This is a genomic window from Mesorhizobium sp. AA23 (assembly GCF_001672435.1).
In the GTDB taxonomy this organism is placed as follows: domain Bacteria; phylum Pseudomonadota; class Alphaproteobacteria; order Rhizobiales; family Rhizobiaceae; genus Mesorhizobium.
Map to the genome: position 1 here is coordinate 1 of NZ_LYTP01000028.1, position 23,659 is coordinate 23,659.

At 63.5% G+C, this 23,659-nt stretch carries 18 protein-coding genes; 8 read left to right on the plus strand and 10 right to left on the minus strand.

All coding sequences use genetic code 11. The features are described from left to right. Positions 1-2,296 (minus strand): Ig-like domain-containing protein (locus tag A9K66_RS19940; RefSeq protein ID WP_197507500.1); only part of this gene is annotated, 2,296 nt, incomplete at its 3' end. A 324-nt stretch (positions 2,297-2,620) separates the two neighbouring features. On the opposite strand from A9K66_RS19940, the gene A9K66_RS19945 reads away from it, so the two are divergent. Then, positions 2,621-3,637 (plus strand): transglutaminase-like cysteine peptidase, encoded by a 1,017-nt coding sequence (locus tag A9K66_RS19945; RefSeq protein WP_067327993.1) that lies wholly within the window; start codon positions 2,621-2,623, stop codon positions 3,635-3,637. A 14-nt stretch (positions 3,638-3,651) separates the two neighbouring features. Here A9K66_RS19945 and A9K66_RS19950 read toward each other — a convergent pair whose 3' ends face one another. Genes A9K66_RS19950 through A9K66_RS19965 form a run of 4 tightly spaced genes read right to left on the minus strand, consistent with a single transcriptional unit; the run spans position 3,652 to position 9,207 of the window. After that, positions 3,652-4,293, minus strand: a complete 642-nt coding sequence (locus tag A9K66_RS19950; protein ID WP_067327220.1) for a ribbon-helix-helix domain-containing protein — start codon at positions 4,291-4,293, stop codon at positions 3,652-3,654. Then, on the minus strand, positions 4,283-5,572 hold the full coding sequence (locus tag A9K66_RS19955; protein WP_066989331.1) for an HlyD family type I secretion periplasmic adaptor subunit: 1,290 nt from the start codon (positions 5,570-5,572) through the stop codon (positions 4,283-4,285). The genes A9K66_RS19950 and A9K66_RS19955 overlap by 11 nt, the downstream gene beginning before the upstream one ends. Positions 5,573-5,587: 15 nt before the next feature. After that, positions 5,588-7,720: a type I secretion system permease/ATPase gene (locus A9K66_RS19960; RefSeq protein WP_082953988.1), complete on the minus strand. Its 2,133-nt coding sequence runs from the start codon at positions 7,718-7,720 to the stop codon at positions 5,588-5,590. A gap of 38 nt (positions 7,721-7,758) precedes the next feature. Continuing rightward, positions 7,759-9,207: a TolC family protein gene (locus A9K66_RS19965; RefSeq protein WP_082953989.1), complete on the minus strand. Its 1,449-nt coding sequence runs from the start codon at positions 9,205-9,207 to the stop codon at positions 7,759-7,761. 523 nt (positions 9,208-9,730) lie between these two features. Between A9K66_RS19965 and A9K66_RS19970 the strand changes: the two genes are divergently transcribed. Continuing rightward, entirely contained in the window at positions 9,731-11,071 is a 1,341-nt protein-coding gene (locus tag A9K66_RS19970) for an NAD(P)H-dependent oxidoreductase (RefSeq protein WP_067327222.1), read from the plus strand. Here A9K66_RS19970 and proC read toward each other — a convergent pair. Beyond that, positions 11,046-11,861: a pyrroline-5-carboxylate reductase gene (gene proC / locus A9K66_RS19975; protein ID WP_067327223.1), complete on the minus strand. Its 816-nt coding sequence runs from the start codon at positions 11,859-11,861 to the stop codon at positions 11,046-11,048. The genes A9K66_RS19970 and proC overlap by 26 nt on opposite strands. Before the next feature lie 431 nt (positions 11,862-12,292). Here proC and folD point away from each other — a divergent pair, with 431 nt between their 5' ends. The 4 genes from folD to A9K66_RS31525 all read left to right on the plus strand — a co-directional run bounded on the left by folD (position 12,293) and on the right by A9K66_RS31525 (position 16,406). Next, positions 12,293-13,192 carry a bifunctional methylenetetrahydrofolate dehydrogenase/methenyltetrahydrofolate cyclohydrolase FolD gene (gene folD, locus A9K66_RS19980; protein ID WP_067327995.1) on the plus strand — a complete coding sequence of 300 codons (900 nt, stop codon included), beginning with the start codon at positions 12,293-12,295 and terminating at the stop codon, positions 13,190-13,192. Positions 13,193-13,244: 52 nt separating this feature from the next. Next, positions 13,245-14,207: a GlxA family transcriptional regulator gene (locus A9K66_RS19985; protein ID WP_082953990.1), complete on the plus strand. Its 963-nt coding sequence runs from the start codon at positions 13,245-13,247 to the stop codon at positions 14,205-14,207. Positions 14,208-14,293: 86 nt separating this feature from the next. Beyond that, positions 14,294-15,949 (plus strand): VWA domain-containing protein, encoded by a 1,656-nt coding sequence (locus A9K66_RS19990; protein ID WP_067327224.1) that lies wholly within the window; start codon positions 14,294-14,296, stop codon positions 15,947-15,949. Between the two features lie 115 nt (positions 15,950-16,064). Beyond that, positions 16,065-16,406 (plus strand): transposase domain-containing protein, encoded by a 342-nt coding sequence (locus A9K66_RS31525; RefSeq protein ID WP_280944384.1) that lies wholly within the window; start codon positions 16,065-16,067, stop codon positions 16,404-16,406. Between the two features lie 51 nt (positions 16,407-16,457). Here the strand turns inward: A9K66_RS31525 and A9K66_RS20000 are convergent, their stop codons facing one another. Beyond that, positions 16,458-17,462 carry an NADP-dependent oxidoreductase gene (locus tag A9K66_RS20000; protein WP_067327996.1) on the minus strand — a complete coding sequence of 335 codons (1,005 nt, stop codon included), beginning with the start codon at positions 17,460-17,462 and terminating at the stop codon, positions 16,458-16,460. A 107-nt stretch (positions 17,463-17,569) separates the two neighbouring features. Here A9K66_RS20000 and A9K66_RS20005 point away from each other — a divergent pair, with 107 nt between their 5' ends. Next, positions 17,570-18,466: a LysR family transcriptional regulator gene (locus A9K66_RS20005; RefSeq protein ID WP_067327227.1), complete on the plus strand. Its 897-nt coding sequence runs from the start codon at positions 17,570-17,572 to the stop codon at positions 18,464-18,466. 93 nt (positions 18,467-18,559) lie between these two features. Here A9K66_RS20005 and edd read toward each other — a convergent pair whose 3' ends face one another. The 3 genes from edd to zwf all read right to left on the minus strand — a co-directional run bounded on the left by edd (position 18,560) and on the right by zwf (position 22,615). Next, positions 18,560-20,383, minus strand: coding sequence for a phosphogluconate dehydratase (gene edd / locus A9K66_RS20010; RefSeq protein ID WP_067327230.1), 1,824 nt, complete (start codon positions 20,381-20,383; stop codon positions 18,560-18,562). A gap of 64 nt (positions 20,384-20,447) precedes the next feature. Beyond that, a complete protein-coding gene (pgl, locus tag A9K66_RS20015) occupies positions 20,448-21,164 on the minus strand; it encodes a 6-phosphogluconolactonase (protein ID WP_067327234.1) in 717 nt (238 codons plus the stop codon). Continuing rightward, on the minus strand, positions 21,146-22,615 hold the full coding sequence (gene zwf, locus A9K66_RS20020) for a glucose-6-phosphate dehydrogenase (RefSeq protein ID WP_067327241.1): 1,470 nt from the start codon (positions 22,613-22,615) through the stop codon (positions 21,146-21,148). The genes pgl and zwf overlap by 19 nt, the downstream gene beginning before the upstream one ends. A 264-nt stretch (positions 22,616-22,879) precedes the next feature. On the opposite strand from zwf, the gene A9K66_RS20025 reads away from it, so the two are divergent. Continuing rightward, entirely contained in the window at positions 22,880-23,626 is a 747-nt protein-coding gene (locus tag A9K66_RS20025) for an SDR family oxidoreductase (protein WP_066989311.1), read from the plus strand. Positions 23,627-23,659 lie beyond the last annotated feature (33 nt).

Consider the following 23,659-nt stretch of genomic DNA (forward strand, 5'->3'; position numbering starts at 1 on the left):
CAACCGGCTGCGGCTGGCCGTTCGTCACATTGATCGTCAGCGTCGAGGGCGAGGTGTCGCCGTCGCCGTCCGTGATCGTGTAATGGAACGTGTCCGTTCCCGTCGTGTTGGCGAAGGCCTTGTAGCTGTAGCTGCCATCGGCCTGGACCGTCAGCACGCCATAGGTGCCCGTCACTGTCGTGACGCCGGCGTTCGTGATCGAACCCGTCCAGGCGATCGAGGCGATCCCGTCGGCGCCCGCCGTGTCCGCCGCGCCGCTGCCGTGCGTGCTCGTGCCGGTCTCGACATTGCCGGTCACCGTCTCGCCGGACTGCGCGGCGTCGGTATCGGCTTTCGCCGTCGGCACGTCGTCGATGACATTGATCACCAGGTTGCCAGAGGCGGGCTGGTTGTCCAGGTCGGTGACAACGACCTCGAAGCTGGGTGTCGCTTCGGTATTGGCGCCGTCGCCGCCTGTGGCGCTGTGGTAGTCCGAAGTCAGCGTGTAGCTGTAGTGGATCGTGCCCGCGCCGGTCGCGCTGTTGTACTCGTACCACGCGCTCACCGTGCCGCCGGTGGTGGGATCCGTAAACGTAGTCGGATTGCCCGAGTCGCTCGACAGCGGGTTGCCGCCCAGCGATACCGATTTCACCCCATCCTGCGACGTGAAGCCGACCGTGCCACTGACCGCGTTCGAGCCGTCATGCAGCGTGCCGGTCGCCAGTCCCGCCTCGTAGACGACCGCTCCGTCAGCGCCCGCGGCCGGGATATCCCCCAGCTTCGGCGGCTCATTGCCGATATTAATGGTCAGCGTGGTGTCCGATTGGTCGCCGTCACCATCCGTCAGCGTGTAGTGGAACACGTCGCTGACGCCGCCGGGCGTGTTCGCCGCGCGTTCATAGGTGTAGTGGCCGTCCGAATAGAGCGTCAGCGTGCCGTACTGTCCCGCGATCGTGGTGCCGGTAACCGCCGACGTCACGTCCTGCGCCGCGCCCGTGCCATAGGCCGAGGTCACACTGGCGCCGTCTGCACCCTTCACATCTGCGCTAGTGGACGGATCGGTTTCGCCGGCGCCGGTGATCACATTGCCTGTGATCTGGGCATGGCTGCCCGCCGCGACGCTGTTGGCATCCGCGTTCGCCGTCGGCACGTCGTCGACGATCTGGACCGACAGCGTGGCCGGAAGAGAGACGTCGCCGTCGGTGTCGGTGACCGTCACCGTCATGTTGTCGAAGATGGAATCCATGCCTGCGCCGGGATGGGGCTCGCTGTGGACGAGAGTGTAGGTGTAGCTCACCTGGCCGGTGGCAGCATCGTACCCATTGATGGTCAGCGTGTTGCCGAGCGGCGTGGTGATGTTGATCGGCGTCGACGCGCTGTTGGCAAGCTGAGCGCCGGTAATAACCTGGCCGGCAACGGTTAGCGAGCCGACGCCGTCGGGCGAATTGATGGTGAAGCTGCCGGTGTTGATCTCGGACTGATCGGTGCCGGGCGCGGGATTCTGCGCCTCGCCCGAGCCTTCCGAGCCCGAGCTTGTCGGCAGGCCCTTCTCATTGACTGTGGTGTCGCCGCCTGAGGCCGATGGCGTGAGGTCGAGGATCGACGGCGTGGAGTCCGGCTTCAGCAGGGACGGGAACAGTTCACGGTTCTCCGGCTGTCCGAACGCCAATGCCGTCGGAGGCAGCAGTGCCGTCAGGCCAAAGCCGTCGCCGATCCCGCCCGGAGGCACCGAGAAGTCTCCGCCGGCGCTGCCTGGGGCGCCATTTCCGCCGGCAGAGATCGAGCCGTCGGCGCCGAAGGCGACATCGACATGGCTGGCTTCGAGCGCCGCGATCAGCGCGACACGCGGCACCTCGACATCGCCGATGATGAAGGTCGGTACGTTGAGCGCGCCGTCCTTGATGACGATCTCGGCGCCGTCCGGCTGCACCAGCACCAGATTGTGCCCGTCGACCTTGATGTCGTCGATCGAGACATTGGCCGGAAGCTTCACGACATTGCCGGCCTCGGCGTGATATTCATGCGCAACGTTCGAGGCTGCCGTGTTCGCTGCCGGCGCGTTTCCGGCAGGGGCGCTGGCGGCAGGAGCGTTGGCGTCCGCCGCCGGCTTGGCTGTGCTTTGTGCGTTCTGGGCGTTGCCGTCGCCCTTTGCCGGCGCGCCGCTTCCCACATCGACCGGCACAGGTTCGCCTGCCGCGGGTGCCGTCTGGCCCCTGGCGGCCTGGGCGACTTGGACACCCGAAATCGGCTGTTCGCCGACAGTCGCGTGCTCGTCCGAGAAATTTGAAACGGCGTCGAATTCGATAGTGGTCGTCATAGCTCAAGCCCCCTTCGGCATTTCCCGGCAAGAGACATGCGGGGCTCGAACTTTGCAACATAGCTTCAATCTTTTTGATATACTTGAATATGTAGGGATTTGCTTTTTTTACACTTGGTAAATCGCAGTGATATATCCAGCTATATATCCTCAGGGCCGCCGCCAGACGGGCTGGGGAGCGCGGCGGCAGTTCGGCAATTTCAAGTATAAATTTGAATAAAATTTGAAACAAAGCAGAATAGATTGATTCGCGGAAACTTACCCACCTTCCTTTCCGATAATTTGAGACAAGATCGGTAGCGTCCACAGTCAAAGGTGGGCGTCATGAAAATACAAAAAGCTGCCTCGTCGGCGTCGAGGGTCAAGGTTCTGCTGCTGGCAATCGGCTTCACCGGTCTGCCGAATGCGTCGTCCGCCAGCGCGGTCTCCGTCGCAAGTCCCGCCTCTCAAACGCTGCCTGCGCCGGCCGATCTCGGCGGCGTTTCGCTGGCCAGATTGCAGCCCTGGCAGCCTGTTGCCGCCTACTCGGTCGGCGCTGCCGCCAGTGCCTATGCGCCTCTCGAAGTCCACCCGACGGCAAGTTCTGCGAGTGGAGTGGCCGCCCCCGGCGTCGATCCGATCCAGGTCGATCCGATCCAGATTGACCCGATCCAAGTTGACCCGATCCAGACTGGGGCGATCGTTCCCGGCGTGTTCGGATCGGTCGCCTTGTCCATGCGCAACTTCCCGGTCGCCGCGCGCTGGGCCCCCGTCTACAAGGCGATCATCGACTGCACGGCCGGAAGTGCCTGCGATCGTGAGAACGCTGCGTTTGGCGAGATCGTCGGCATTGCAGCCAACAAGGCTTTTCGCGACAAGCTGGACTTCGTCAACAGCAGCATCAACCGGCTGATCGCCTATCGCAAGGACAGCGTCGTCTACGGCAAGCTCGACTACTGGGCGAAGCCGTCGGAGATCCTCGAGCATCGCGCCGGCGATTGCGAGGATTTCGCGATCCTGAAGATGGCGGCGCTGTTGCGCGCCGGGATCCCGGCGCAGAGCATGTCGCTGGTCGTGCTGCAGGATCGCCGACGGAAATTCTTCCACGCGGTGCTGTCGGTGAGCACCGGAAGCGGCACCTTCATCCTGGACAGCCTCAGCAACGTTGTGGCGATGGACCGCGATCTTCCCGATTATGTCCCGCTCTATTCCTTCAGCACCGACCGCGCCTGGATCCACGGCACGAAAGCCGGCGCACAGATCGCCGACATCGCCGGCGGTTTCGCGACAGTGGCGCCCGGCGAAGGCGCTTCGCCCGATGTGAGGGTCACGTCGGCAGGCTCCGGTTTCGCAACGAAATAGGCGGCTCGCCTCTTTCAACCGTTTGAGACGAACGCCATCAGCAATTCCGGCTCTGTGACTGGCGCGCGCACCGCGCTGAGCTGGCCCCTGTAGCGGCGCTCGCCGGCGCCGATGACGAAGCCGGTGGTGACGGGTGTCTCGCCATTGGCGTCGAGCCGGGCAAAAACGTCGACGACGTTGAGGTCCAGCGCCAGCTTGAGGTCCTGCCTGCCGTCGTCGCCCGGCGCGTTCGGCAGCTGGCGCCTGACCAATTGCTGGAACGGGGCATTGAAGGTCAGGATCTTTTTCGACGAAGACAGCGCGAAGGCGGGCGAGGGGCAGGCGACCAGGATCGCGTTGATGGTCCGGATCGAAGCGAGCTTGCGCAGTTCCATGCTTTCCTCGGCGAGGCCGCGCATGCATGCGACCCGGATCGCCGATGTGAGATTGCCCTGGTCGGGATGATTTTCGGCGATCTCCGCGACCAGCATGCCGATCGTGCATTTGCGGCTTTCGGCCATCTGCTTCAGCGACACCCAGAAAGCGCGCTCCAAACGGATGCCGCGGCGCACGCCGCCACGCGCCACGACGCGGAACTCCGGGCCGAAATCCTCCGCTGCGAGCGGCGGCAACAGCCGGTCGCGCGGAGTGTCGGGGCGTGCGGCGCTATCGTTCACTCATCGCCTCCTGGCGCGCCTTGTTGATGGGCTTCAAAAGATAGTTGAGGATCGTCTTGCGCCCGGTCTTGATATCGACCGAGCAGATCATGCCGGGGATAATCGAATAAGTCTTGCCGTTCCTTTGCAGCGTGGATTTCTCGGTCGCGACGCGCACTTGATAGTAGGGCTCGCCCGTCTTCTGGTCGACCAGGCTGTCGGCGGTGATGTTGGACACCTTGCCTTCGATGCCGCCGAAGATCGAGAAGTCGTAGGCCGTGACCTTGATCAGCGCGTCCTGGTCCGGCTGGATGAAGGCGACGTCGCGCGGCGAGACCCGCGCCTCGACCAGCAGCGTCTCCGAGGTCGGCACGATGCCGGCCACGACCGCGCCGGGCTGGACGAAAGCGCCGAGCGTGTTGACATCGAGCGTGTTGACGATGCCGTCGACAGGCGAGCGGATATCGGTCCGCGCCACCTTGTCGGTGGCGCCGCGAATGGTTTCGTCCACCACAGAGAGGTCCGCCAGCGCCTGCGTCAAGTCGCTCAATGCTTCCTGCTGCAATTGCAGGCCGAGCTCGTCGACTTGAAGCTGCGCCTCGGTGATGGCCGCCTTGCTCTTCTTGATGGTCTCTCCGGCAAGGTTGAGCTGCCCGCGGAGATCGGTCTGCTCCCGCTCGACGCGAATCTGTTCGGTCCTGGCCATCAGGCCTTTCTTGACCATCGATTCGACCAGCGCCGTTTCCTGGTCGCTGACGGCGAGGCTCTTGGAAAGGCGGTCTGAATTGGCGGTTGCCTCGTCCAGTTCCTTCTCGCGCTGATCGAGACGCGACTTCAGCACGGAAAGCTTGACTTGGAAGTTGTCCCGGCGCGCAACGAGCAGCTTCTGCTCGTTGTCGCAGATCTCCGGGGCAGTCTTCTGGATGTCGGACGGACAGGGGAACGCGCCCTCGAGATTGCCGCTCTGCTCGAATTTGAGCCTGGCAATGCGCGCCTGCAACGCCCGCGCCTTGGCCTGCTCTTCACCCAGGCTCGAGGTGTTGCCTGTGTTGTCGAGGCGGATGATCAGATCGTTCTTCCTGACGGTCTGGCCAATCTTGACAGCGATTTCCTGGACGACGCCGGCTTCGCTCGCCTGGATGATCTGCGTCTTGGAAGCGGGAATGACCTTGCCGTCGCCGCGCGCGATCTCATCGACCTCGGCAAAGGATGCCCAGGCGGTGAAGGCCACGAACAGTGCCCCTATGATGTATACGGACGCCGAAGCGAAAAGCGGCGGCCGGTCGTCTTTTGCTAACATTCCCCAACGTCCCGGTCAGGCATTCGCCTTTTGCAATGCCTGGATGACTTGTTCCTTTGCTCCGTCCGCGACCACGCGCCCCTGCTCGATGACGATGAGGCGGTCGACCAGCTCCAGCATGCTGTAGCGATGGGTCGATACGATCAGCGTCGTGTTGCGGTCGAACGCCACCTTGAGCTGCCTGATCAACTGCCGTTCCGAGGCCAGGTCCATCGAACCCGACGGCTCGTCCAGGAACACGATTTTCGGCTTGGTCAGCAGCAGCCGCGCGATCGCCACGGCCTGCCTCTGGCCTCCCGACAGATTGGTGCCACGCTCGCCGACATTCATGTCGTAGCCGCGCGGATGGCGAGAGACGAAGTCGTCGACGCCCGCGGCCTTCGCCGCATCGATGATCTCCTCGTCGGTCGCGTCCGGCGCGGCCATCAGAAGGTTTTCCTTGATCGTGCCGGAAAACAGGTCGCCGGCCTGCGCGACGATACCGACCGCGGCACGAACTTCGGACGGGTGGTATTGGCGGATGTCGATGCCGTCGAGCAGCAGTTCTCCGGACGTCGGCAGGAACAGCCGGCCGATTAGGCGCCCCATTGTGGTCTTGCCGGAGCCGATGCGGCCGATGATGCCGATGCGCTCGCCGGGGCGGATTGCAATGTTGAGCCCGTTCAGAACCTCGTTTTCGGTGCCTGGATAGGCGAAGCCGACATTCTTGAACAGCATCGCGCCGCTGCGGATCGGCCGGTTGACGAAGCCGACCGTGTCGGGCCGGTCCTCCGGCTGCGACATGATCGTATTGACGATCCTGAGCGACAGCACGGCTTGCCGGAAGCGGGAGAGTGTGATGGCGATCTGGCCGAGCGGCGCGACCGCGCGGCCCGCCAGCATGACCGTGCCGATAATCGCGCCGGTCGAGACCTGGCCTTCCGAGAAGGCATAGGCGCCGGCAACCACCAGTGCGACGGTGACGAATTGCTGGATGGCGCCGGTGATGTTGCCGGCAGCGGCGGAAAGCTCCTTGATCTTCTCCGAGGTGTTGGCGGCGTTCTTCGAGTGCTCGCCCCATTTGCGCAGCAGATAGGCCTCGGCGCGCAGCGACTTGATCGTCTCCAGCGTGGAAATGGACTCGACCAGGAGCGCCTGGCGCTGGGCAGATTCGTTCATCGAGGCGGCGACCCGCCTGCCGATGCGCCTCTGTGTCACCAGACCGACAATGACGGCGATGACGAAGGCGAGCGCCGGTATGATCACCAGCCAGCCGCCAATAGCGTAGATGACCAGCAGGAAGACGAAGACGAAAACCGTGTCGATGAAGACGCTTATGGTATTCGAGGTGAAGAACTCGCGCACGAACTCATATTGTGTGACACGATTCGCGTATTCGCCGGTCGATCCCGGCCGCGCCGAAAGCGACGAGTTGAGCACTTTCTCGAACAGCAGATAGGAAATCCTGAGATCCGCCTTGCGCCCGGCATAGTCGATAAGCGAGGCACGGGCCGTCTTCAGCAACAGGTCGAACAGGATGGCCGCGCCGATCCCGAGCGCCAGCACCCAGAGCGTCGAGATCGCCTTGTTCGGCAGGATGCGGTCGTAGACGTTCATGGTGAAGATCGGCGAGGCGATCGCCAAGAGGTTGATGAAGACCGCCGACAGCACGACCTTCGAGTAGGTGCGCCAGAACGCCCCCATCGTTCCGGTCAGCCAATGGCGTCTTTCGATCTTCGGCGCCGTGCCGACCGTCATCTCCTCGGCGGTGTTGGCATAGGTGATCGAGAATGAGGCGCCACCGCTGATGTAGCTCTCGGCAAGCTCCGATTTGCCGATCGTGGTGCGGCCGTTTTCCTGCGGCGCCGTGAGGAACTGCCCGGTTTCCGTTTCGGCGAGCAACGCAACCGGCAGTTGGCTGGCGCGGAAGACGATGGCCGGAAGATCGACCCGGCCGCGCACGAAATCGCGATGGTTGAACGCCTGGACCTCGAGACCGATCCGTTCGGCCAGATGCCTGATGTCGTCCGGCTCGATGCGCGTGTCCGAAATCGGCACCCCGGCAAACAGCACGGTCTCGGCGCTCGGCCGGCCGAGATAGGCTGCAATCGCCGAGAAGCAGGCTTTGAAAGCCTCCTTGGGCGAGATGATATTAGGTTGCTGGTTCACGATCCGCCCGAAGGACCAGAGATCGATGCTTACATCGGCTACTTCTTCCTGACCGGCGCGAGGATGTCGAACGGCAGATCGTTCTTCTGCTCCGATGGTGTGCGCGCATAGGTTTCGGTATCGGCTGTCGCCGGCGTGCCGAATTCGCTGCGCGCGTAGGCGGCTGCCTGCTTGGCCGGCTGGATGTTGAGCGTCTTCAGCAACTCCCCGGTCGCGGCCAGCAGCCGGTATTGGGCAAACAGCGACGCGTAGGACGAGGTGTCGGCCAGCGTCGCGGTGTTGAAGCGCGTGTTCTGCGCATCGAGCACGTCGAGCAGCGAGCGCTGTCCGACCTTGAACTGCTCGCGGTAGGAGGCAACCAGCCTTTCGTTGGTTGCTGCCTGCAGGCGCAGCGTCTGCGCAAGTTCCGCCTGGCGGAAGCGGCGGTCCCAAGATGTGCGGACGGCTTCCTCGATCTCGCGCAGCACCTGATGCAGCGCAAGGCGCTGCTCGCTGGTGCGGCGGATCTGCTCCTGCTCGTTGGCTTTGTCGATGCCGCCACGATAGAGATTCCAGCGCAGCACCACCCGAGCCTGCAGGTCGCTGGTGTCGCCGTCGTCGCCGTCGATGTCATAGCCGCCCCGCGCGACACCCTCGGCGGTGATGGTGGGGCCGTATTTCGCCCGCGCGGCGTCGACCAGCGACGCGGCAGCATCGATGTCGCTGTTGGCCATGTGGACGCGCGGATTGTTCTGTCTGGCAAGCCCGATCGCGTCATCGAGCGAGCGCGGCAGCGCGCCGGCCACATCGGCCGGCCGCGACGGATTGGTCAGCGGCTTGCCGACATTCTTGAAGAAGCGGATCTTGGCCGCTTCCAGTTCCTCGGTCGCCTCCTGCATCCGCGCCTTGGCGGCGTAAAGCCGCTCCTCGGCTTGCTGCCGGTCGGCATCGTTGAGCGCGCCGCCCGCGATGCCTTGCTTGATGTCGCCGAGTATGGACTGATGGAAGCCGAGGTTCTTCTTCGCTTCGGCGACGATCGACGCCTGCAGCATGTATTCGAGATAGTCCTGGACGACGGCAAGCCCGATGAATTCGGACCGTTCCAGCACCCTGAAGGAAGCTCCGTCGACGCGCGAGGCCTGGCGGTTCAATTCGGCCCGTCTTGCGCCACTGTCATAGAGCGTCTGTGAGACTGTGAGGTCCGCTTCGTTTGGATAAAGCGCGTCATGGTCCTCGTCGAGCGCTCGCCGGGAGTCGTTATCCAGACGGCGGACGCCGGTCGACGCTTCGAGATCGACGCTGGGAAGATAGAGCCCTTTCGCCTGGCGCAGCTCGAACTCGATGGCTTCGCGGTTTTCGATCGCCTGCCCAATCTCCGGATTGGATTCGACCGCGACTGCTACAGCTTCCTTGAGCGTGAGTGCGCTGGCGCTTCCGCAAGCCAGCATCGACACCGTCATGGCAAGCGCAAGGCGCCAGCCGACGGTCACTTTACCCGTCCTGGTCATTTCTACCCCGTGACTATCCCCGCGCCTTTTTGTTTTTGTCAGCGCTTATTTCGCCCAAGCCTGCCACCGGAGCTTGCAACGAGTATCTAGCAGATTTTTCGCGGATGGGAGGACTTATTGATTTAGAGCGCTCCAAAAGCACGGATTCCAGCCATTAGTCCCGGCGGATGTAGCAAAAATGGCACAGAAAACGATCTCTCGCCGAGGGCGCCGTTCAGTTGAAACCGACCGCGAACACCATTTTCCCTAAATAAACAGTAAGTCCGCACAAAGGAATCGACCGAGGGGTCGCTCACCGTGCCAACTTTGGCGGTCAGATCGGCACTTGGCATGAACCGCGGCATGCGCCCTTCCTCCGGACATGGCCAAGGCTTTCAAACACCTGAAGGTTGCGGATCGTTGCGGGAAATCTGCGCCGGTCCTGCAAGACGTGCGCACGAAATTGCCATGGGTGGCTGGTTTTGTTGGCAAACGGGGATCGTTCCCTGTATTGCGGGCTGAAGCAAAGCATGGACGTTCTTGTATGACAAATGTCGCCCTGACCGGGCTTGCCCGCGATCTCGCCCGGCGCGCCGCCGACGGCCGCCCCGTGCGCATCGGCGTGATCGGTTCCGGCGAGATGGGCACCGATCTGGTGACGCAGGGCATGCTGATGCCGGGCATTTCGATTGCGGCCATCTCCACGCGCCGCCCGCACACGGCTCGCGACGCGATCCGCATCGCCTATGGCGACGATGCAATGGCTGCCGAAGCCGAGACCGCCTCCAAGGTAAGCCAGGCGATAGAAGGCGGCAGGATCGCCATCACCTCGAATGAGATGCTGGTCACCAGCCCGCTGATCGACGTCGTCATCGATGCCACCGGCAAACCCGGCGTCGCCGCCGATTTCGACCTGATGGCCATGCAGCATGGCAAGCATCTGGTGATGATGAATGTCGAGGCCGACGTGACCATCGGCTGCTACCTCAAGCAGCAGGCGGATCGGCTCGGCGTCGTCTATTCGGTCGGCGCCGGCGATGAGCCGTCGAGCTGCATGGAGCTGATCGAGTTCGCCTCGGCGCTCGGTTATACCATCGTCTCGGCCGGCAAGGGCAAGAACAACCGGCTCAACCACGACGCCGTTCCCGACGATTATCGGGATGAAGCGATGCGCCGGAACATGAACCCGCGCATGCTGGTCGAGTTCGTCGACGGCTCCAAGACCATGGTCGAGATGTGCGCGATCGCCAACGCCACCGGCCTGGTGCCCGATGTTCCGGGCATGCATGGCCCGAAAGCCGACCGTGATCAGCTGGCCAAGGTGCTCATCCCGCGCGAGGACGGCGGCATCCTGTCGAAGAAGGGTATCGTCGACTACACGATCGGCAAGGGCGTGGCGCCTGGCGTCTTCGTCATCGTTGAGGCGACGCATCCGCGCGTCGTCGAGCGCATGGACGATCTCCATGTCGGCCACGGCCCTTACTACAGCTTCTTCAGGCCGTACCACCTGACTTCGCTGGAGGTGCCGCTGACCGCAGCCCGCATCATGCTCTACGGCAAACCCGACATGGTGCCGCTGCCTAAACCGGTGGCCGAGGTCTGCGCGGTCGCCAAGCGCGACCTCGCCGCAGGCGAGATCTTCGACGCCATCGGCGAGACCTGCTACCGCTCCTGGACCATGACGGTCGCCGAGGCGCGCGCCAGCCGTGCCGTGCCGGTCGGACTGCTCGAAGGCGGCAAGGTCCTGAAGCCGGTCAGGAAGGGCGAACTCCTGACCGCCGACAACGCCACGCCCGACCAGACGACCAAGCTATTTGCCCTGCGCCAACTGCAGGACGAGATGCTGTATGGCGTGAGGACTACTTCCCCAGCTCTATCGATCTGAGCCGCGCCGCTTCCACCGCGTCGGTCAAAAGCTTCGTCAGCCGGTCTTCGCCCATCAGCACTGCAAGCGCTGCGGCGGTCGTGCCGTTCGGGCTGGTGACCTGCTGGCGCAGCACGCCCGGCTCCTCATCGCTTTCGGCGGCAAGCGAGGCTGCACCATAGACGGTCTGCAGGGCGAGCAGCTTGGCTGTCTCGGCCGGCAAGCCGGCCTTCTCGGCGGCGACCGTCAGCGCCTCGATGAAATGGAAAATATAGGCCGGGCCGGAACCGGAGACCGCGGTCACGGCGTCCATCAGGCTCTCGTCGTCGATCGTCGTCACGACACCGCTCGCCGACAGCAGCTCGGCGACGAAGCGCCTGACATTGTCGGGAACGAGCGGGTTGGAAAACACCACCATCATGCCCTTGCCGATCGCCGCCGGCGTGTTCGGCATGCAGCGCACGATCGGCGCGAGCCCGCCCAGGATCTCCGCGAAGGTCGCGACCGGCGTGCCCGCGGCGATGCTGACGAAGGTGGTCCTGCCGTCGCCGAAGCGCTTGTAGCTTGCCGTCACATCGCGGATGACCTGCGGTTTCACGGCGATGACGACGAGATCGGGCATGGCATCGGCGGGAATTGCGGATGCGTCGGCCGCGGCGCCGCAACCAAGATGTTCGGCTCGCCTGCGCAACTCGGCATTGGGCTCGACCACGAACACCGCCGACGGCTCGAGCTTGCCGGATTTCAGCCAGCCAGAGAGCATCGCGTAACCCATATTGCCGCAACCGGCGAGAACGAGCCTGATGGTCATCGAAACCTCCGCAAAGAGGGCTCTCCTTAGCCGCTCGCGCGGTTGCGGAAAAGTCCAGTCTCAAGGAGATCGATCGGCCAGATCAGTCGGGGCGGCGAGCCGAGAGAGGTCGCAGCGACACTTGTCGTAGGCCAAGCACGCTGCGGCCCTGCCGGCGATTCCGCGAGGCGGTGCGCGTTCTGACCGAAAGCCGCTCGCGCCGCCGCTATTTCTAAAACACCCCGTCTTCGCTAAAAGCGGCCTTCGATAAAAGCAGCCGGTTTCGGGTTTACGGCATCCGACGACGTTTTGACGGGATTGGCCTGTCGAATTTTCGTGAAAATGCCGCGCGGCATTTGACCGCTTGCGCGCCGCGTTCGCGTGCCGACTGCTGGATTGAGGATCAGGGCTGCGTGCGAGGCGTGGCCGCGCAACAGTGTTGAAGGTGAATGATGGCCGAAGTGATCGACGGGAAGAGTGTCGCCGCAGACGTGGTATCGAAGGTCAAGGCGCTGACCGCCGAGCTTTCGGCCAAGGGCGCGACCAGGCCCGGTCTGGCGGTGGTGATCGTGGGCGAGGATCCGGCAAGCCAGGTCTACGTCGCCTCGAAGTCGCGCACGGCCAAGGAGTGCGGCTTCCATTCGCTCCAGCACACGCTGCCGGCTGAGACGACCGAAGAGCAGCTGTTGAAGACCATCGGCGATCTCAACGCCGACCCGTCGATCCACGGCATCCTCGTGCAACTGCCGCTGCCCGGCCATATCGATGCCGGCAAGGTCATCCAGACGATCGCGCCGGAAAAGGATGTCGACGGCTTCCACTTCATCAATGTCGGCAAGCTCGGCACCGGCGAGCTCGAGACGGCGTTCGTGCCCTGCACGCCCGCCGGCTCGATGCTGTTGATCCAGCGCGTGCGCGGCAAGGACCTTTCCGGCCTCAATGCCATCGTCGTCGGCCGCTCCAACATCGTCGGCAAGCCGATGGCCAATCTGCTGCTCGCCGCCAACTGCACCGTCACCATTGCCCATAGCCGTACCAAGGACCTGCCGGCGCTGGCGCGCACCGCCGATATCCTGGTCGCCGCCGTCGGCCGTCCAGAAATGATCAAGGGTGATTGGGTGAAGCCCGGCGCCACCGTTATCGATGTCGGCATCAACCGCATCCCGGCGCCAGAGAAGGGCGAAGGCAAGTCGCGGCTGGTCGGCGACGTCGTCTATGCCGAAGCGGCCGCGGTCGCCGGCGCCATCACGCCGGTCCCCGGCGGCGTCGGACCGATGACCATTGCCATGCTGATGGCCAACACTGTAGCTTCCGCCTACCTCGCGGCCGGATTGAAGCGGCCGTCCTTCTGATCGGAAAGCAGCATCCTTGCCGAATCTTACTGCTCCTGTTGAACGGCCGGTCATGGGCGATCCCGTTCAGGGTGGTCGGCAGTTCGGCTTCCTGCTGGTCGACAAGTTTTCGATGTTCTCGCTGGCGGCGGCGATCGATTGCTTCCGCTCGGCCAACCGTCTGCTCGGCCGCGATTATTACGGCTGGACGACGATATCGGCGGATGGCGACGCGGTCATGGCTTCCAACGGCCTTCCGCTCAAGATCGACTATTCAGTCGCCGACATGCCGCCGGTCGATATCCTGTTCGTCTCGGTCGGGCTCACCACCGAGTTCCCCGGCAAGAGCAAGGTGCTGGCGGCGCTGCGCAGCTGGGGCCGCCGCGGCAACGCGCTCGGCGCGCTCTCGGTCGGCTCCTATCTGCTCGCCGAGGCCGGCCAGCTCGACGGCTACCGGTGCACTATCCACTGGGAAAACCGCGCCGGCTTCATGGAGCGTTTTCCGGACATCAACTGCACCGGCAACGTTTTCGAGATCGATCGCAAGCGCTACACCTGCGCCGGCGGCACCACCTCGATCGATCTGATGCTGGAGATCGTGCGCGGCGATTTCGGCTCCAACCTCGCCAATGGCGTCGCCAACCAGTTCCAGCACGAGCGTATTCGCTCGGCCGGTGACCGCCAGCGCGTCGGACCTGAGCGCGACCTCACCGGCAAGTCGGAGAAGCTGAGACGTATCGTCGAGCTGATGGCCGACCATCTCGATGAGCCTTTGTCGGCGGTGCAGCTTGCCAAGTCGGCGGGCCTGTCGGTGCGCCAGGTCGAGCGCCTGTTCCTGCGCCATCTCAACGTGACGCCGGGCCGCTACTACATGCGGCTCAGGCTCGAGCGGGCGCGCGAATTGCTGCGCCAGACCAACATGCCGATTCTCGACGTCGCGATCGCCACCGGCTTCACCTCCCACTCCTATTTCGCGCAAAGCTACCGGCTGCAGTTCGGCCGTCCGCCGTCGGAAGAGCGCCGAACCACCTATTGAGCGACTTGCCGGCCGTCGGGCTTGTCTGCAAAGCCCGGCTCAAATAGCTTTCCCGGCGCGGACGGGGGTTCACTCAGGAGATTTTCATGGCGGGACTGGCACGGAGCGTCGCTGCGGCGATCCTCCTTTTGTCGATGACCACCTTTGGCTTTGCCGCCAACAAGGTCATCATCATTCTCGATGCATCCGGCTCCATGTGGGCCCAGATAGACGGCAAGCCGAAGCTCGAGATCGCGCGCGAATCGCTGCGCACGGTGCTGCAGTCGGTGCCGGGCGACGACGAGATCGGCTTCATGGCCTACGGGCATCGCCAGAAAGGTAGCTGCGCGGACATCGAGCTGATCGTGCCGCCGCAGGCGGGTTCGGCGAGCGCGATCTCGGCGGCCGCCGACAGCATGAAATTCCTCGGCAAGACGCCGCTGACGGCGGCCGTCAAGCAGGCCGCCGAAGCGCTGAAATACACCGAGGACAAGGCCACGGTCGTTCTCATCACCGACGGTCTTGAGACCTGCGGTGGCGATCCGTGCGCGCTCGGCAAGGAGCTGAAGGAGACCGGCGTCGACTTCACCGCCGACGTAGTCGGCTTCGGCCTGACCGCCGACGAAGGCAGGCAGATCGCCTGCCTCGCCGAGAACACCGGCGGAAAATACATCCAGGCCTCCGACGAGAAGGCATTGCAGCAAGCGCTGGTCGAGACCGTCGCGGCGCCGGCGCCCGCGCCAGAGCCTGCTCCGGCCCCGGCGCCTGCACCCGAACCCGCCAAGCCTGAATTCAACTTCACGCCGAGCGTCGTCATGGCTGAAGGCGGCGATGCCATCACCGACGGCAATGCCTGGGAGATCTACAAGGCCAAGTCCGGCGGCTCGCGCGGCGATCAGGTCATGACCGAGTATGGCGAGCTCAAGATCAATCTCGAGCCGGGCGATTACATTGTCGTCGGTCGCGCCGACGAGGCAAGGAGCGAGCAGAAGATCAAGATCGAAGCCGGCCAGACCTACAGCCCGTTGTTCACGCTGAACGCCGGAACCTTGGTTATCCACCCGCATGCGAGCCAGGGCTCGGAGATCAGCGGCGAGGCGCGTGTCTACTTCGCCTATCCGGGCGGCAGCACGACCCACTATGGCGACACCAAGGCCACCGTGCCCGCCGGCGAGCAGAAGGTGACGGTGCAGATCGGCGCCGGCACGGTGACCGAAACCATCCAGCTTGCCGCCGGACAGACGGTCGAGAAGGATATCGTGGTCGGCGTCGGCCATGCCGTGCTTAACGCCTACTACACCGCCGGCGGCGACAAGGCCGACAATTCCGGCATCGGCTTCGAGATCGTCAAGGCGAAGAAGAAGATCGACGGTTCGCGTGAAAGCGTGGAGCACTCCTACGGTCCGGACAGCAAGTTCTGGCTGCCGCCGGACGACTATGTCGCGCTAACCACGCTCGATCTCGCCGTTGTCGAACAGCCCTTCAGCATCAAGGCCGGCGACAACCAGGATGTGAAGGTGGCTCTCGGCGCCGGCGTGCTGGCAATGTCGGCGCCCGGCGCCTATTCGATCGAGGTGTTCTCGTCAAAGAAGGATATTGAGGGTAAGCGCAAGTCGCTCGGCCTGACCTATGGCGACAACTGGCAACAGACGATCCCCGCCGGCGACTATGTCGTCGTGCGGCACATGTCCGATCAGGGCCAGGACAAGGAAATGCCGGTGACCATCAAGGCTGGCGAGCGAAGCGAGATCACCGTTCAGTAGGCATCGCTGTCCGCAAATGAACGAAAAAGGGTAACCGCTGTTTTGCCCCCCACGTTGCCCGCTGACGCCTGATCTGTGATCAAGGTTCCATGGATGAGCGAGAAGCAGTTTCTCCATGGACACGACATTGGAGGTTCTCACGACACGGCGGGGCCGACATGAGGCGCATCGCCAATGGCCGGATGAGGTCAAGGCACAGATCGTTTCGGAGGGCTTGCGTCCGGGCGTGACGGTGAACGAAGTAGCGGAGCGCCACGGGCTGGAGGCCAACCGTCTGTCGTCCTGGCGAACGCTGGCCCGGCAGGGCAACCTAGTTTTGCCTGCGCCAGAGGAGATCTGCAAACTCAATGCTGTTGACCCGCAGGCCTACTTGACCACCACGCTTACCGCCATCGTCAACGGCCACAAGCGGAGGCGGATCGATGAGCTGCTGCCTTGGAACGATCCGCTTGAGTAACGCGTGCACAAAAATCGGGCCGGGCCGAAGCGGACAACCCTGGTTAGAGCGTCATAGCTTGACCAGTTGCTTGCCGAAGTTCTCTCCCTTCAACATCCGAACGAAAGCGTGGGGCACGGTCTCGATCCCTTCCGCAACATCTTCCCGTGTCTGAAGCAGTCCCTGTTTGTACCATGACAGCAGATCGGCAATCGCGGTCTCGTATTCTCCTTCGTGGTCGTCGAGCAAGAACCCTTCTATGCGCGCACGGGTGATTAGTGTCCTTCTGAGATGCCTGACACCGATATCAGGCTGGTCAAACCGGTTGGCCAAGGCAATAGTCCCGACAACCACCACTCTGCCAAAGATGTTGAGGTTTAACATGGCTGCATCGTGAATCGGCCCGGCGGTGTTGTCGATAAAGACATCGACGCCGCTAGGGCATGCGGTCGCGACATCTGCCACGAGATCAGCGGAGCGTCGATGATTGACGCCAGTCCGATATCCAAGCTCCCTGCACCATTCCAGCTTCTCGTCCGAGCCCGCAACAGCGACTGGGTCGAACCCTTTGATCCGCGCGATCTGTCCTGCAATCTGCCCCACAGCTCCTGAAGCGGCAGAGATCAACACCGTTTCCCCCACCTTCGGAGTTGCGGTTTTGAGGAGGGCAAGGTAGGCGGTGAGACCGGGCATGCCGAGATAGCTCAGCGCGGACTGAATCGGAGCGTCGGTTGTCGTCACGGGCTTGGCTGACGCGGCCGGGATCACGCTGAACGGCTGCCAACCAAAATGATCGCTCATCACGAGGTCGCCTGGCTTGAAGTCTGGAGACTCAGACGTAATTACCTCGCCAATTCCGCCGCCACACATCAGATCGCCAATTCTAAAACCAGCAGCATAATTCTTCGCGGGGCTGATCCGACCGCGCATATAGGGATCGACGGAGAGCCACAGAGTTTTCACCAGCAGCTCACCATCCGCAGCCTCGGGAATTGAACGCTCCTCCAGGCTCCAGTTCTCGACGGAGGGCATTGCGGAAGGGTAGCTGCGAAGTATCCAGCTAGGATTTTTGGACATGTCCATCTCCTCAATTTGAGCGTTCGCCCCATTGATGCATGATTTCGGCTTCCGTGTTAAAGAGCGCACGGTGAGAGACATTATTTTGACTTTTGGAAGAATGGCGGATGGATATGATCGAGGCCATGAAGGTGGCCGTGGCAGTCGCCAGGCATAACAGCTTCTCTTCCGCGAGCCGGGATTTGCGCCTTTCCGCTGCCTCGGTAAGCCGCATTGTGGCAGACTTGGAGACCGATCTCGGCGTACGTCTCTTTAACCGCACCACCAGGCAGATCAATCTGACGGATGCCGGGATGGAGTTCGTGCAAAAGAGCACCGGCCTCCTGGAGGAGCTTGATCAGATGCGGAGCGCAGTACGCGAACGCCACGAAACTCCTCGCGGCCAACTCCACGTCTCCTGCGTAACGGCCTTTGGTAATGAGTGCCTGGCACCAGTGGTTCCTGAGTTCGTGCGACGGTTCCCGCAGCTCGATGTCTCAATCGACCTTGGCAATCGTTTGGTTGATCTCATTGGCGAGCACTTCGATGTCGCCATCCGGGTAGGACCGTTGAACGATTCATCCCTGATTGCGCAGAGGATTTTCACGCAGAGGATCGTGTTCGTCGCGACACCCCAGTTTTGCCAGCTATATGGGACACCCAGGACCTTGGACGAGATCAGAGCGTGCCCATCCGTTACTCAGGTCAGCGGGGAATGGGGGCGCGTTCATAAGTTTTCGCATCAAGGAAAGGTCATTGACTTCGAAGTGCCGCAGCAATTGACAATGAACTCAGCGCGAGCGGTGAGAAACGCCTGCCTAGCGGGAGGGGGGTACTCCCTCTTGGGCGATTTCATGGTCGCCCAGGATATAGCGGAGAACCGCCTCGTGCGGCTGCTGCCGGATCATGAACCCATGGAGCAACCGATCTTCGCCTTCTACGCTCAGCGACGTCACACCCCACGTAAAGTCAGGGTGTTTATTGACTATTTGGCGGAGGTCTTCAGTGGCAAGAATACCTCGTGAGACCTCTTGTCTAGGTGCCGATGGCACACCGCTTACGACAAAGGGCGGCTCCGAGCGGCGGCTCCGAGCCGCTCTTTTTTTAGCAGATTGACGTTAGGCATTTGCGAAGGCGGCGGCGCCGTGGTCGGCGCGGCCGACCAGTTGGCGAAAGCCGGCGAACAGCTCGCGGCCGAAGCCGAACTCGTTGCCGATCAGGTCGGCATCCGCCGTGCGGCGCAGCGCGAACTCCGTTCCCCGCACCAGCACCTCCAGCGTGCCTGCATCGGCGTCGAGGCGAATGATGTCGCCGTCATGGATCCTGGCGATCGGCCCGTCCTCGACCGCTTCCGGCGTCACATGGATCGCCGCCGGCACCTTGCCGGAAGCACCCGACATGCGCCCGTCGGTCACCAGCGCGACGCGCTGGCCGCGATCCTGCAGCACGCCGAGCACGGTGGTCAGCTTGTGCAGTTCCGGCATGCCGTTGGCCTTCGGCCCCTGGAAGCGGATCACAGCGACGAAGTCGCCGGTCAGCGTGCCCGACTTGAAAGCTTCGTTCAGCCCCTGCTGGCTGTCGAACACCTTGGCCGGCGCCTGGATGACGCGCCGTTCGGGCTTGACCGCAGAGGTCTTGATCACGGCATGGCCGAGGTTGCCGGCAAGCACCTTCAGTCCGCCGGTCGGCTGGAACGCCTTCTTGAACGGCGCCAGCACCTTCTCATCGCCGCTCTCGAGCGGCGCCGCTTCACGCACGACGCTGCCGTCGGCGCCGAGCTTTGCCTCGACAGCATAGGGCCGCAGGCCTTCGCCCCAGACCGTCTGCACGTCCTCGTGCAGCAAGCCTTCGTCGAGCAGCTCGCGGATCAGGAAGCCGAGCCCGCCGGCGGCGTGGAAATGGTTCACGTCGGCGAGTCCGTTCGGGTAGACGCGGGCGAGCAGCGGCACGGCCTCCGACAGGTCGGAGATGTCCTGCCAGGTAAGCGAAATTCCGGCTGCCGCGGCCATGGCGATGAGGTGGATGGTGTGGTTGGTCGAGCCGCCGGTCGCGTGCAGGCCGACCACGCCGTTGACGATCGAGCGCTCGTCGATCATGCGCCCGACCGGCGTATAGGCATTGCCGAGCGCGGTGATCGCCAGCGCGCGCTTCGCCGCCTCCCTGGTCAGCGCGTCGCGCAGCGGGGTGCCCGGGTTGACAAAGGAGGCGCCGGGCGTGTGCAGGCCCATGATCTCCATCAGCATCTGGTTGGAATTGGCGGTGCCGTAGAAGGTGCAGGTGCCCGGCCCGTGATAGGATTTGGACTCCGCCTCGAGCAGCTCGGCGCGGCCCGCCTTGCCCTCGGCATAGAGCTGCCGGACCTTGGCCTTCTCGTCGTTCGGCAGGCCCGACGTCATCGGTCCGGCCGGAATGAAGACGGCCGGCAGGTGCCCGAAGGTGAGCGCCGCGATCACCAGCCCGGGCACGATCTTGTCGCAGACGCCGAGGAAGACGGCGGCGTCGAACATGTTGTGCGAAAGGCCGATCGCAGCCGCCATGGCGATCACGTCGCGCGAGAAAAGCGACAGTTCCATGCCTGGCTGGCCTTGCGTCACGCCGTCGCACATCGCCGGCACGCCGCCGGCGACCTGGGCGATGCCGCCTGCCTCGCGTGCCGCGTTCTTGATAAGCGCCGGAAAGGTCTCGAACGGCTGATGCGCCGACAGCATGTCGTTGTAGGAGGTGATGATGCCGAGGTTGGGCACGCGATCGCCGCCGAGCGCCACCTTCTCCGATGGGCTGCAGACGGCAAAGCCGTGGGCGAGGTTGCCGCAGGAGAGCACCGCGCGGTTGGCGGCGCGTCCCGACGCCTCCGCGATGCGGCCGAGATAGGCTTCGCGGCCGGCTTTCGAACGTTGGCGGATGCGTTCCGTGATGGCTTCGATGTCGCGTCTGGCTGTCATGGCTGGTCCTTTCGGGCCCCGGAAAACGTCCTCCCACGGCCTCCGGGCTGTTCCTTTGGTGAAATCAGGGTGCCCAGAACACCTCTACCGGTATCGGCGCCGCCTCGAGCACGTTGCGGACGGGCTTTTTAATGCCCGCTCCCATCGCGCCGTCGAAGGCGATGCGCTTGTCCTCTCCCTCGATGTGGAGCGCGATGAAACCGGCGGCAACGATCCGCGCCATCGACAGCGTCAGCCGCGGCTCGCCGGCGCTTTGCGCATGCACGGGCAGCACGATGCGCGGTGAGGACGGGTCGATGAGCTCGGCGAGATTGCGGGCATCGGGAAAGAAGGAGGCCGTGTGCCCGTCGGCACCCATACCAAGCACCACCACATCCAGAGGCCAGGGCAATGATTGCAGGACCTCGCTGTCCGACGCCGCTGCTTCCTCGATGCTCGCCGCCTCATGGTAGAGCGGCACGAAGCGCGCTGCCGCTGCCTTGTTCTGGAGCAGGTTGGCCGCCACCAGCCCGGCATTCGAGCGCGGCGAGGAGGGCGGCACGAAACGTTCGTCGACCAGCGTCACGGTGACTTTGTCCCAGGCGATCGGGATTAAAGAGAGCGCGGCGAAGAATTTTGCCGGCGTCGTGCCGCCGGATACGGCGAGCAGCGCCGTGCCGCGGTCGGTGATCGCCTTGGTCAGGCGGGCGGCGACGTGGCCGGCAAGGGCCGCCGCCAGCTGCTGGCGGTCGGCAAAGCCGTTCCAGGCGTAAGCGGCCCCGCTCAATTGCTCTCGTGCCATGTCCGTCCGTCACGTTCGATGAGCGCGATGGAGGCCGACGGGCCCCAGGTGCCGGCCGTATAGCCCTGCGCTTCCTGCCTGGCGCTTTCCCAGGCGTTCTGGATCGGATCGATCCACTTCCAGGCCGCCTCGACCTCGTCGCGACGCATGAACAGCGTCTGGTTGCCGCGCACCACATCCATGATCAGCCGCTCGTAGGCGTCCGGCGCGCGGCTGTGGAAGGACTGCGCGAAGCTCATGTCGAGCGAGATCTGGCGCAGCCGCATCCCGCCCGGCCCCGGATCCTTGATCATGATGTACTGCTTGACGCCTTCGTCCGGCTGCAGCCTGATCACCAGCTGGTTGGCGAAGATCGGCCCGGCGCTGTCGCCGAAGATGGAATAGGGGATCGGCTTGAATTCGATGACGATTTCCGAAACGCGGGTCGCCAGCCGCTTGCCGGTCCTGAGATAGAAAGGAACGCCGGCCCAGCGCCAGTTGCCGATCTCGGCTTTGAGGGCGACGAAGGTCTCGGTGTTGCTGTCCTTGCCGAGTTCCTCCACATAACCCTTGACCGGCCCGCCGGCGGAGGCGCCGGCGCGATACTGGCCGCGCACCGTGTGTTTCGGCGCCTCGTTGCCGTTGATGCGCTTCAGCGCCCGCAGCACCTTCAGCTTCTCGTCGCGCACGGCGTCCGCGTCCATCGAGGACGGTGTTTCCATGGCAACCAGGCAAAGCAGCTGCAGGATGTGGTTCTGCACCATGTCTCGCAGCGCGCCGGCTTTGTCGTAGTAGGTGACGCGGTCCTCGAGACCCACGGTCTCGGCCACGGTGATCTGCACATGATCGATATGGGCGGAGTTCCACAGCGGCTCATAAAGCGCGTTGGCAAAGCGCAGCGCCATCAGGTTCTGCACCGTTTCCTTGCCGAGATAGTGATCGATGCGGAAGATCTGGCTTTCGTGGAAATCGTCACCCACGGCGTCGTTGAGCGCTCGTGCCGAGGCGAGGTCACGGCCGATCGGCTTCTCCAGCACGATGCGCGAGTTCGGGGTGATCAGCTTGTGTTCCTTGAGCTGATGCGAGATGTCGCCGAACAGCGCCGGCGCCACCGCAAGGTAGAAGGCGCGGAAGCGGTCGCTGTCGCCGATGGCCTTCTTGAGCTTGTCGAAGCCGACGCCGGAGGTGGCGTCCGCCGAGACATAGGAAAGCCGAGCAAGAAATGTGTCCAGTTCCTTCGGCTCTATGTCGGCCGGATTCACATGGTCCGATATCGCTTTCTTGGCGAAGGTCTGGAACTCGGCATCGCTCATCTTCGCGCGCGACGTGCCGATGATGCGCGTCGGCTCCGAAAATTGGTGGTCGCGCTGGCGGTGGTAGAGCGAGGGCAGAAGCTTGCGCTCCGACAGGTCGCCGGTACCGCCGAAGATGATGAAGTCGAAAGGCTCGACAGGGATGATCTGGCTGGTCATGGTCAGTCCGGTTTGATGCCGCTAGCCGGTAGCGGGGCTGATATATTCTAATCGATTTAAATCGTCCAGTGTCATGGTGTCACATCCGAGACCAATCGCTGGACAATCGATTGGGCCCAAATGCGGCCTTGACACTGGCGCCACCGGGAGGCTTGTCGGCAAGCAACAGCTTTCCGGAAGCGTTCGCGCCTGCAACATAGAACCTGAATGTGACGAAAGCTAAGGGAGAATGGCGACCGCCGGCCTTCAATGATGGGGAAAACCATGCGTCTGCAAAACAAGGTTGCCATCATCACCGGCGCGGCGTCGGGCTTCGGCGAGGGCATGGCGAAGCGCTTCGCCGAGGAAGGCGCGCGCGTCGTGGTTGCAGACCTCAATGCCAAGGGCGCAGCGCGCGTGGCGAAGGAAATCGGCGACAACGCGATCTGGACCCAGACCGACGTCTCGCAACGCTCCGAATTCGACGAGATGGTGTATGCCGCCAAGAGCGCCTTCGGCCGTGTCGACATCATGGTCAACAATGCCGGCTACACCCATCGCAACGGCGACATGCTCGGCGTCGACGAGCAAACCTTCGACCTGATCACCGCTGTCAACATGAAGGCGATCTATCATGCCGCGCTTGCCGTGGTGCCGATCATGGATCGGCAGGGCGGCGGCGTCATACTGACCACGGCTTCGACAGCCGGCATCAGGCCGCGGCCGGGCCTCACCTGGTACAACGCCTCCAAGGGATGGGCGATCACCGCCACCAAGTCGATGGCGGTCGAACTCGCCCCGAAGAACATCCGCGTCAATTGCCTCTGCCCGGTCGCCGGCGAGACCGGCATGCTGGAGAAGTTCATGGGCGCCGACACGCCGGAGATCCGTGAAAAATTCCGCGCCTCTATCCCGCTCGGCCGGCTGTCGACGCCGCTCGACATCGCCAACGCGGCCCTCTGGCTGGCTTCGGACGAGGCGGCCTTGATCACCGGCGTGGCGCTGGAAGTCGACGGCGGGCGCTGCATCTGAACCGAGGTCGCGGCGGCTGCAGGCCGCCAAGAG

Coding starts and splice junctions, on each gene's coding strand:
- A9K66_RS19945 (WP_067327993.1), top strand. CDS start 2,621: ATGAAAATACAAAAAGCTGCCTCGTCGGCGTCGAGGGTCAAGGTTCTG.
- A9K66_RS19955 (WP_066989331.1), bottom strand. CDS start 5,572: ATGTTAGCAAAAGACGACCGGCCGCCGCTTTTCGCTTCGGCGTCCGTA.
- A9K66_RS19965 (WP_082953989.1), bottom strand. CDS start 9,207: ATGACCAGGACGGGTAAAGTGACCGTCGGCTGGCGCCTTGCGCTTGCC.
- A9K66_RS19970 (WP_067327222.1), top strand. CDS start 9,731: ATGACAAATGTCGCCCTGACCGGGCTTGCCCGCGATCTCGCCCGGCGC.
- proC (WP_067327223.1), bottom strand. CDS start 11,861: ATGACCATCAGGCTCGTTCTCGCCGGTTGCGGCAATATGGGTTACGCG.
- folD (WP_067327995.1), top strand. CDS start 12,293: ATGGCCGAAGTGATCGACGGGAAGAGTGTCGCCGCAGACGTGGTATCG.
- A9K66_RS19985 (WP_082953990.1), top strand. CDS start 13,245: ATGGGCGATCCCGTTCAGGGTGGTCGGCAGTTCGGCTTCCTGCTGGTC.
- A9K66_RS19990 (WP_067327224.1), top strand. CDS start 14,294: ATGGCGGGACTGGCACGGAGCGTCGCTGCGGCGATCCTCCTTTTGTCG.
- A9K66_RS31525 (WP_280944384.1), top strand. CDS start 16,065: ATGGACACGACATTGGAGGTTCTCACGACACGGCGGGGCCGACATGAG.
- A9K66_RS20000 (WP_067327996.1), bottom strand. CDS start 17,462: ATGTCCAAAAATCCTAGCTGGATACTTCGCAGCTACCCTTCCGCAATG.
- A9K66_RS20005 (WP_067327227.1), top strand. CDS start 17,570: ATGGATATGATCGAGGCCATGAAGGTGGCCGTGGCAGTCGCCAGGCAT.
- edd (WP_067327230.1), bottom strand. CDS start 20,383: ATGACAGCCAGACGCGACATCGAAGCCATCACGGAACGCATCCGCCAA.
- pgl (WP_067327234.1), bottom strand. CDS start 21,164: ATGGCACGAGAGCAATTGAGCGGGGCCGCTTACGCCTGGAACGGCTTT.
- zwf (WP_067327241.1), bottom strand. CDS start 22,615: ATGACCAGCCAGATCATCCCTGTCGAGCCTTTCGACTTCATCATCTTC.
- A9K66_RS20025 (WP_066989311.1), top strand. CDS start 22,880: ATGCGTCTGCAAAACAAGGTTGCCATCATCACCGGCGCGGCGTCGGGC.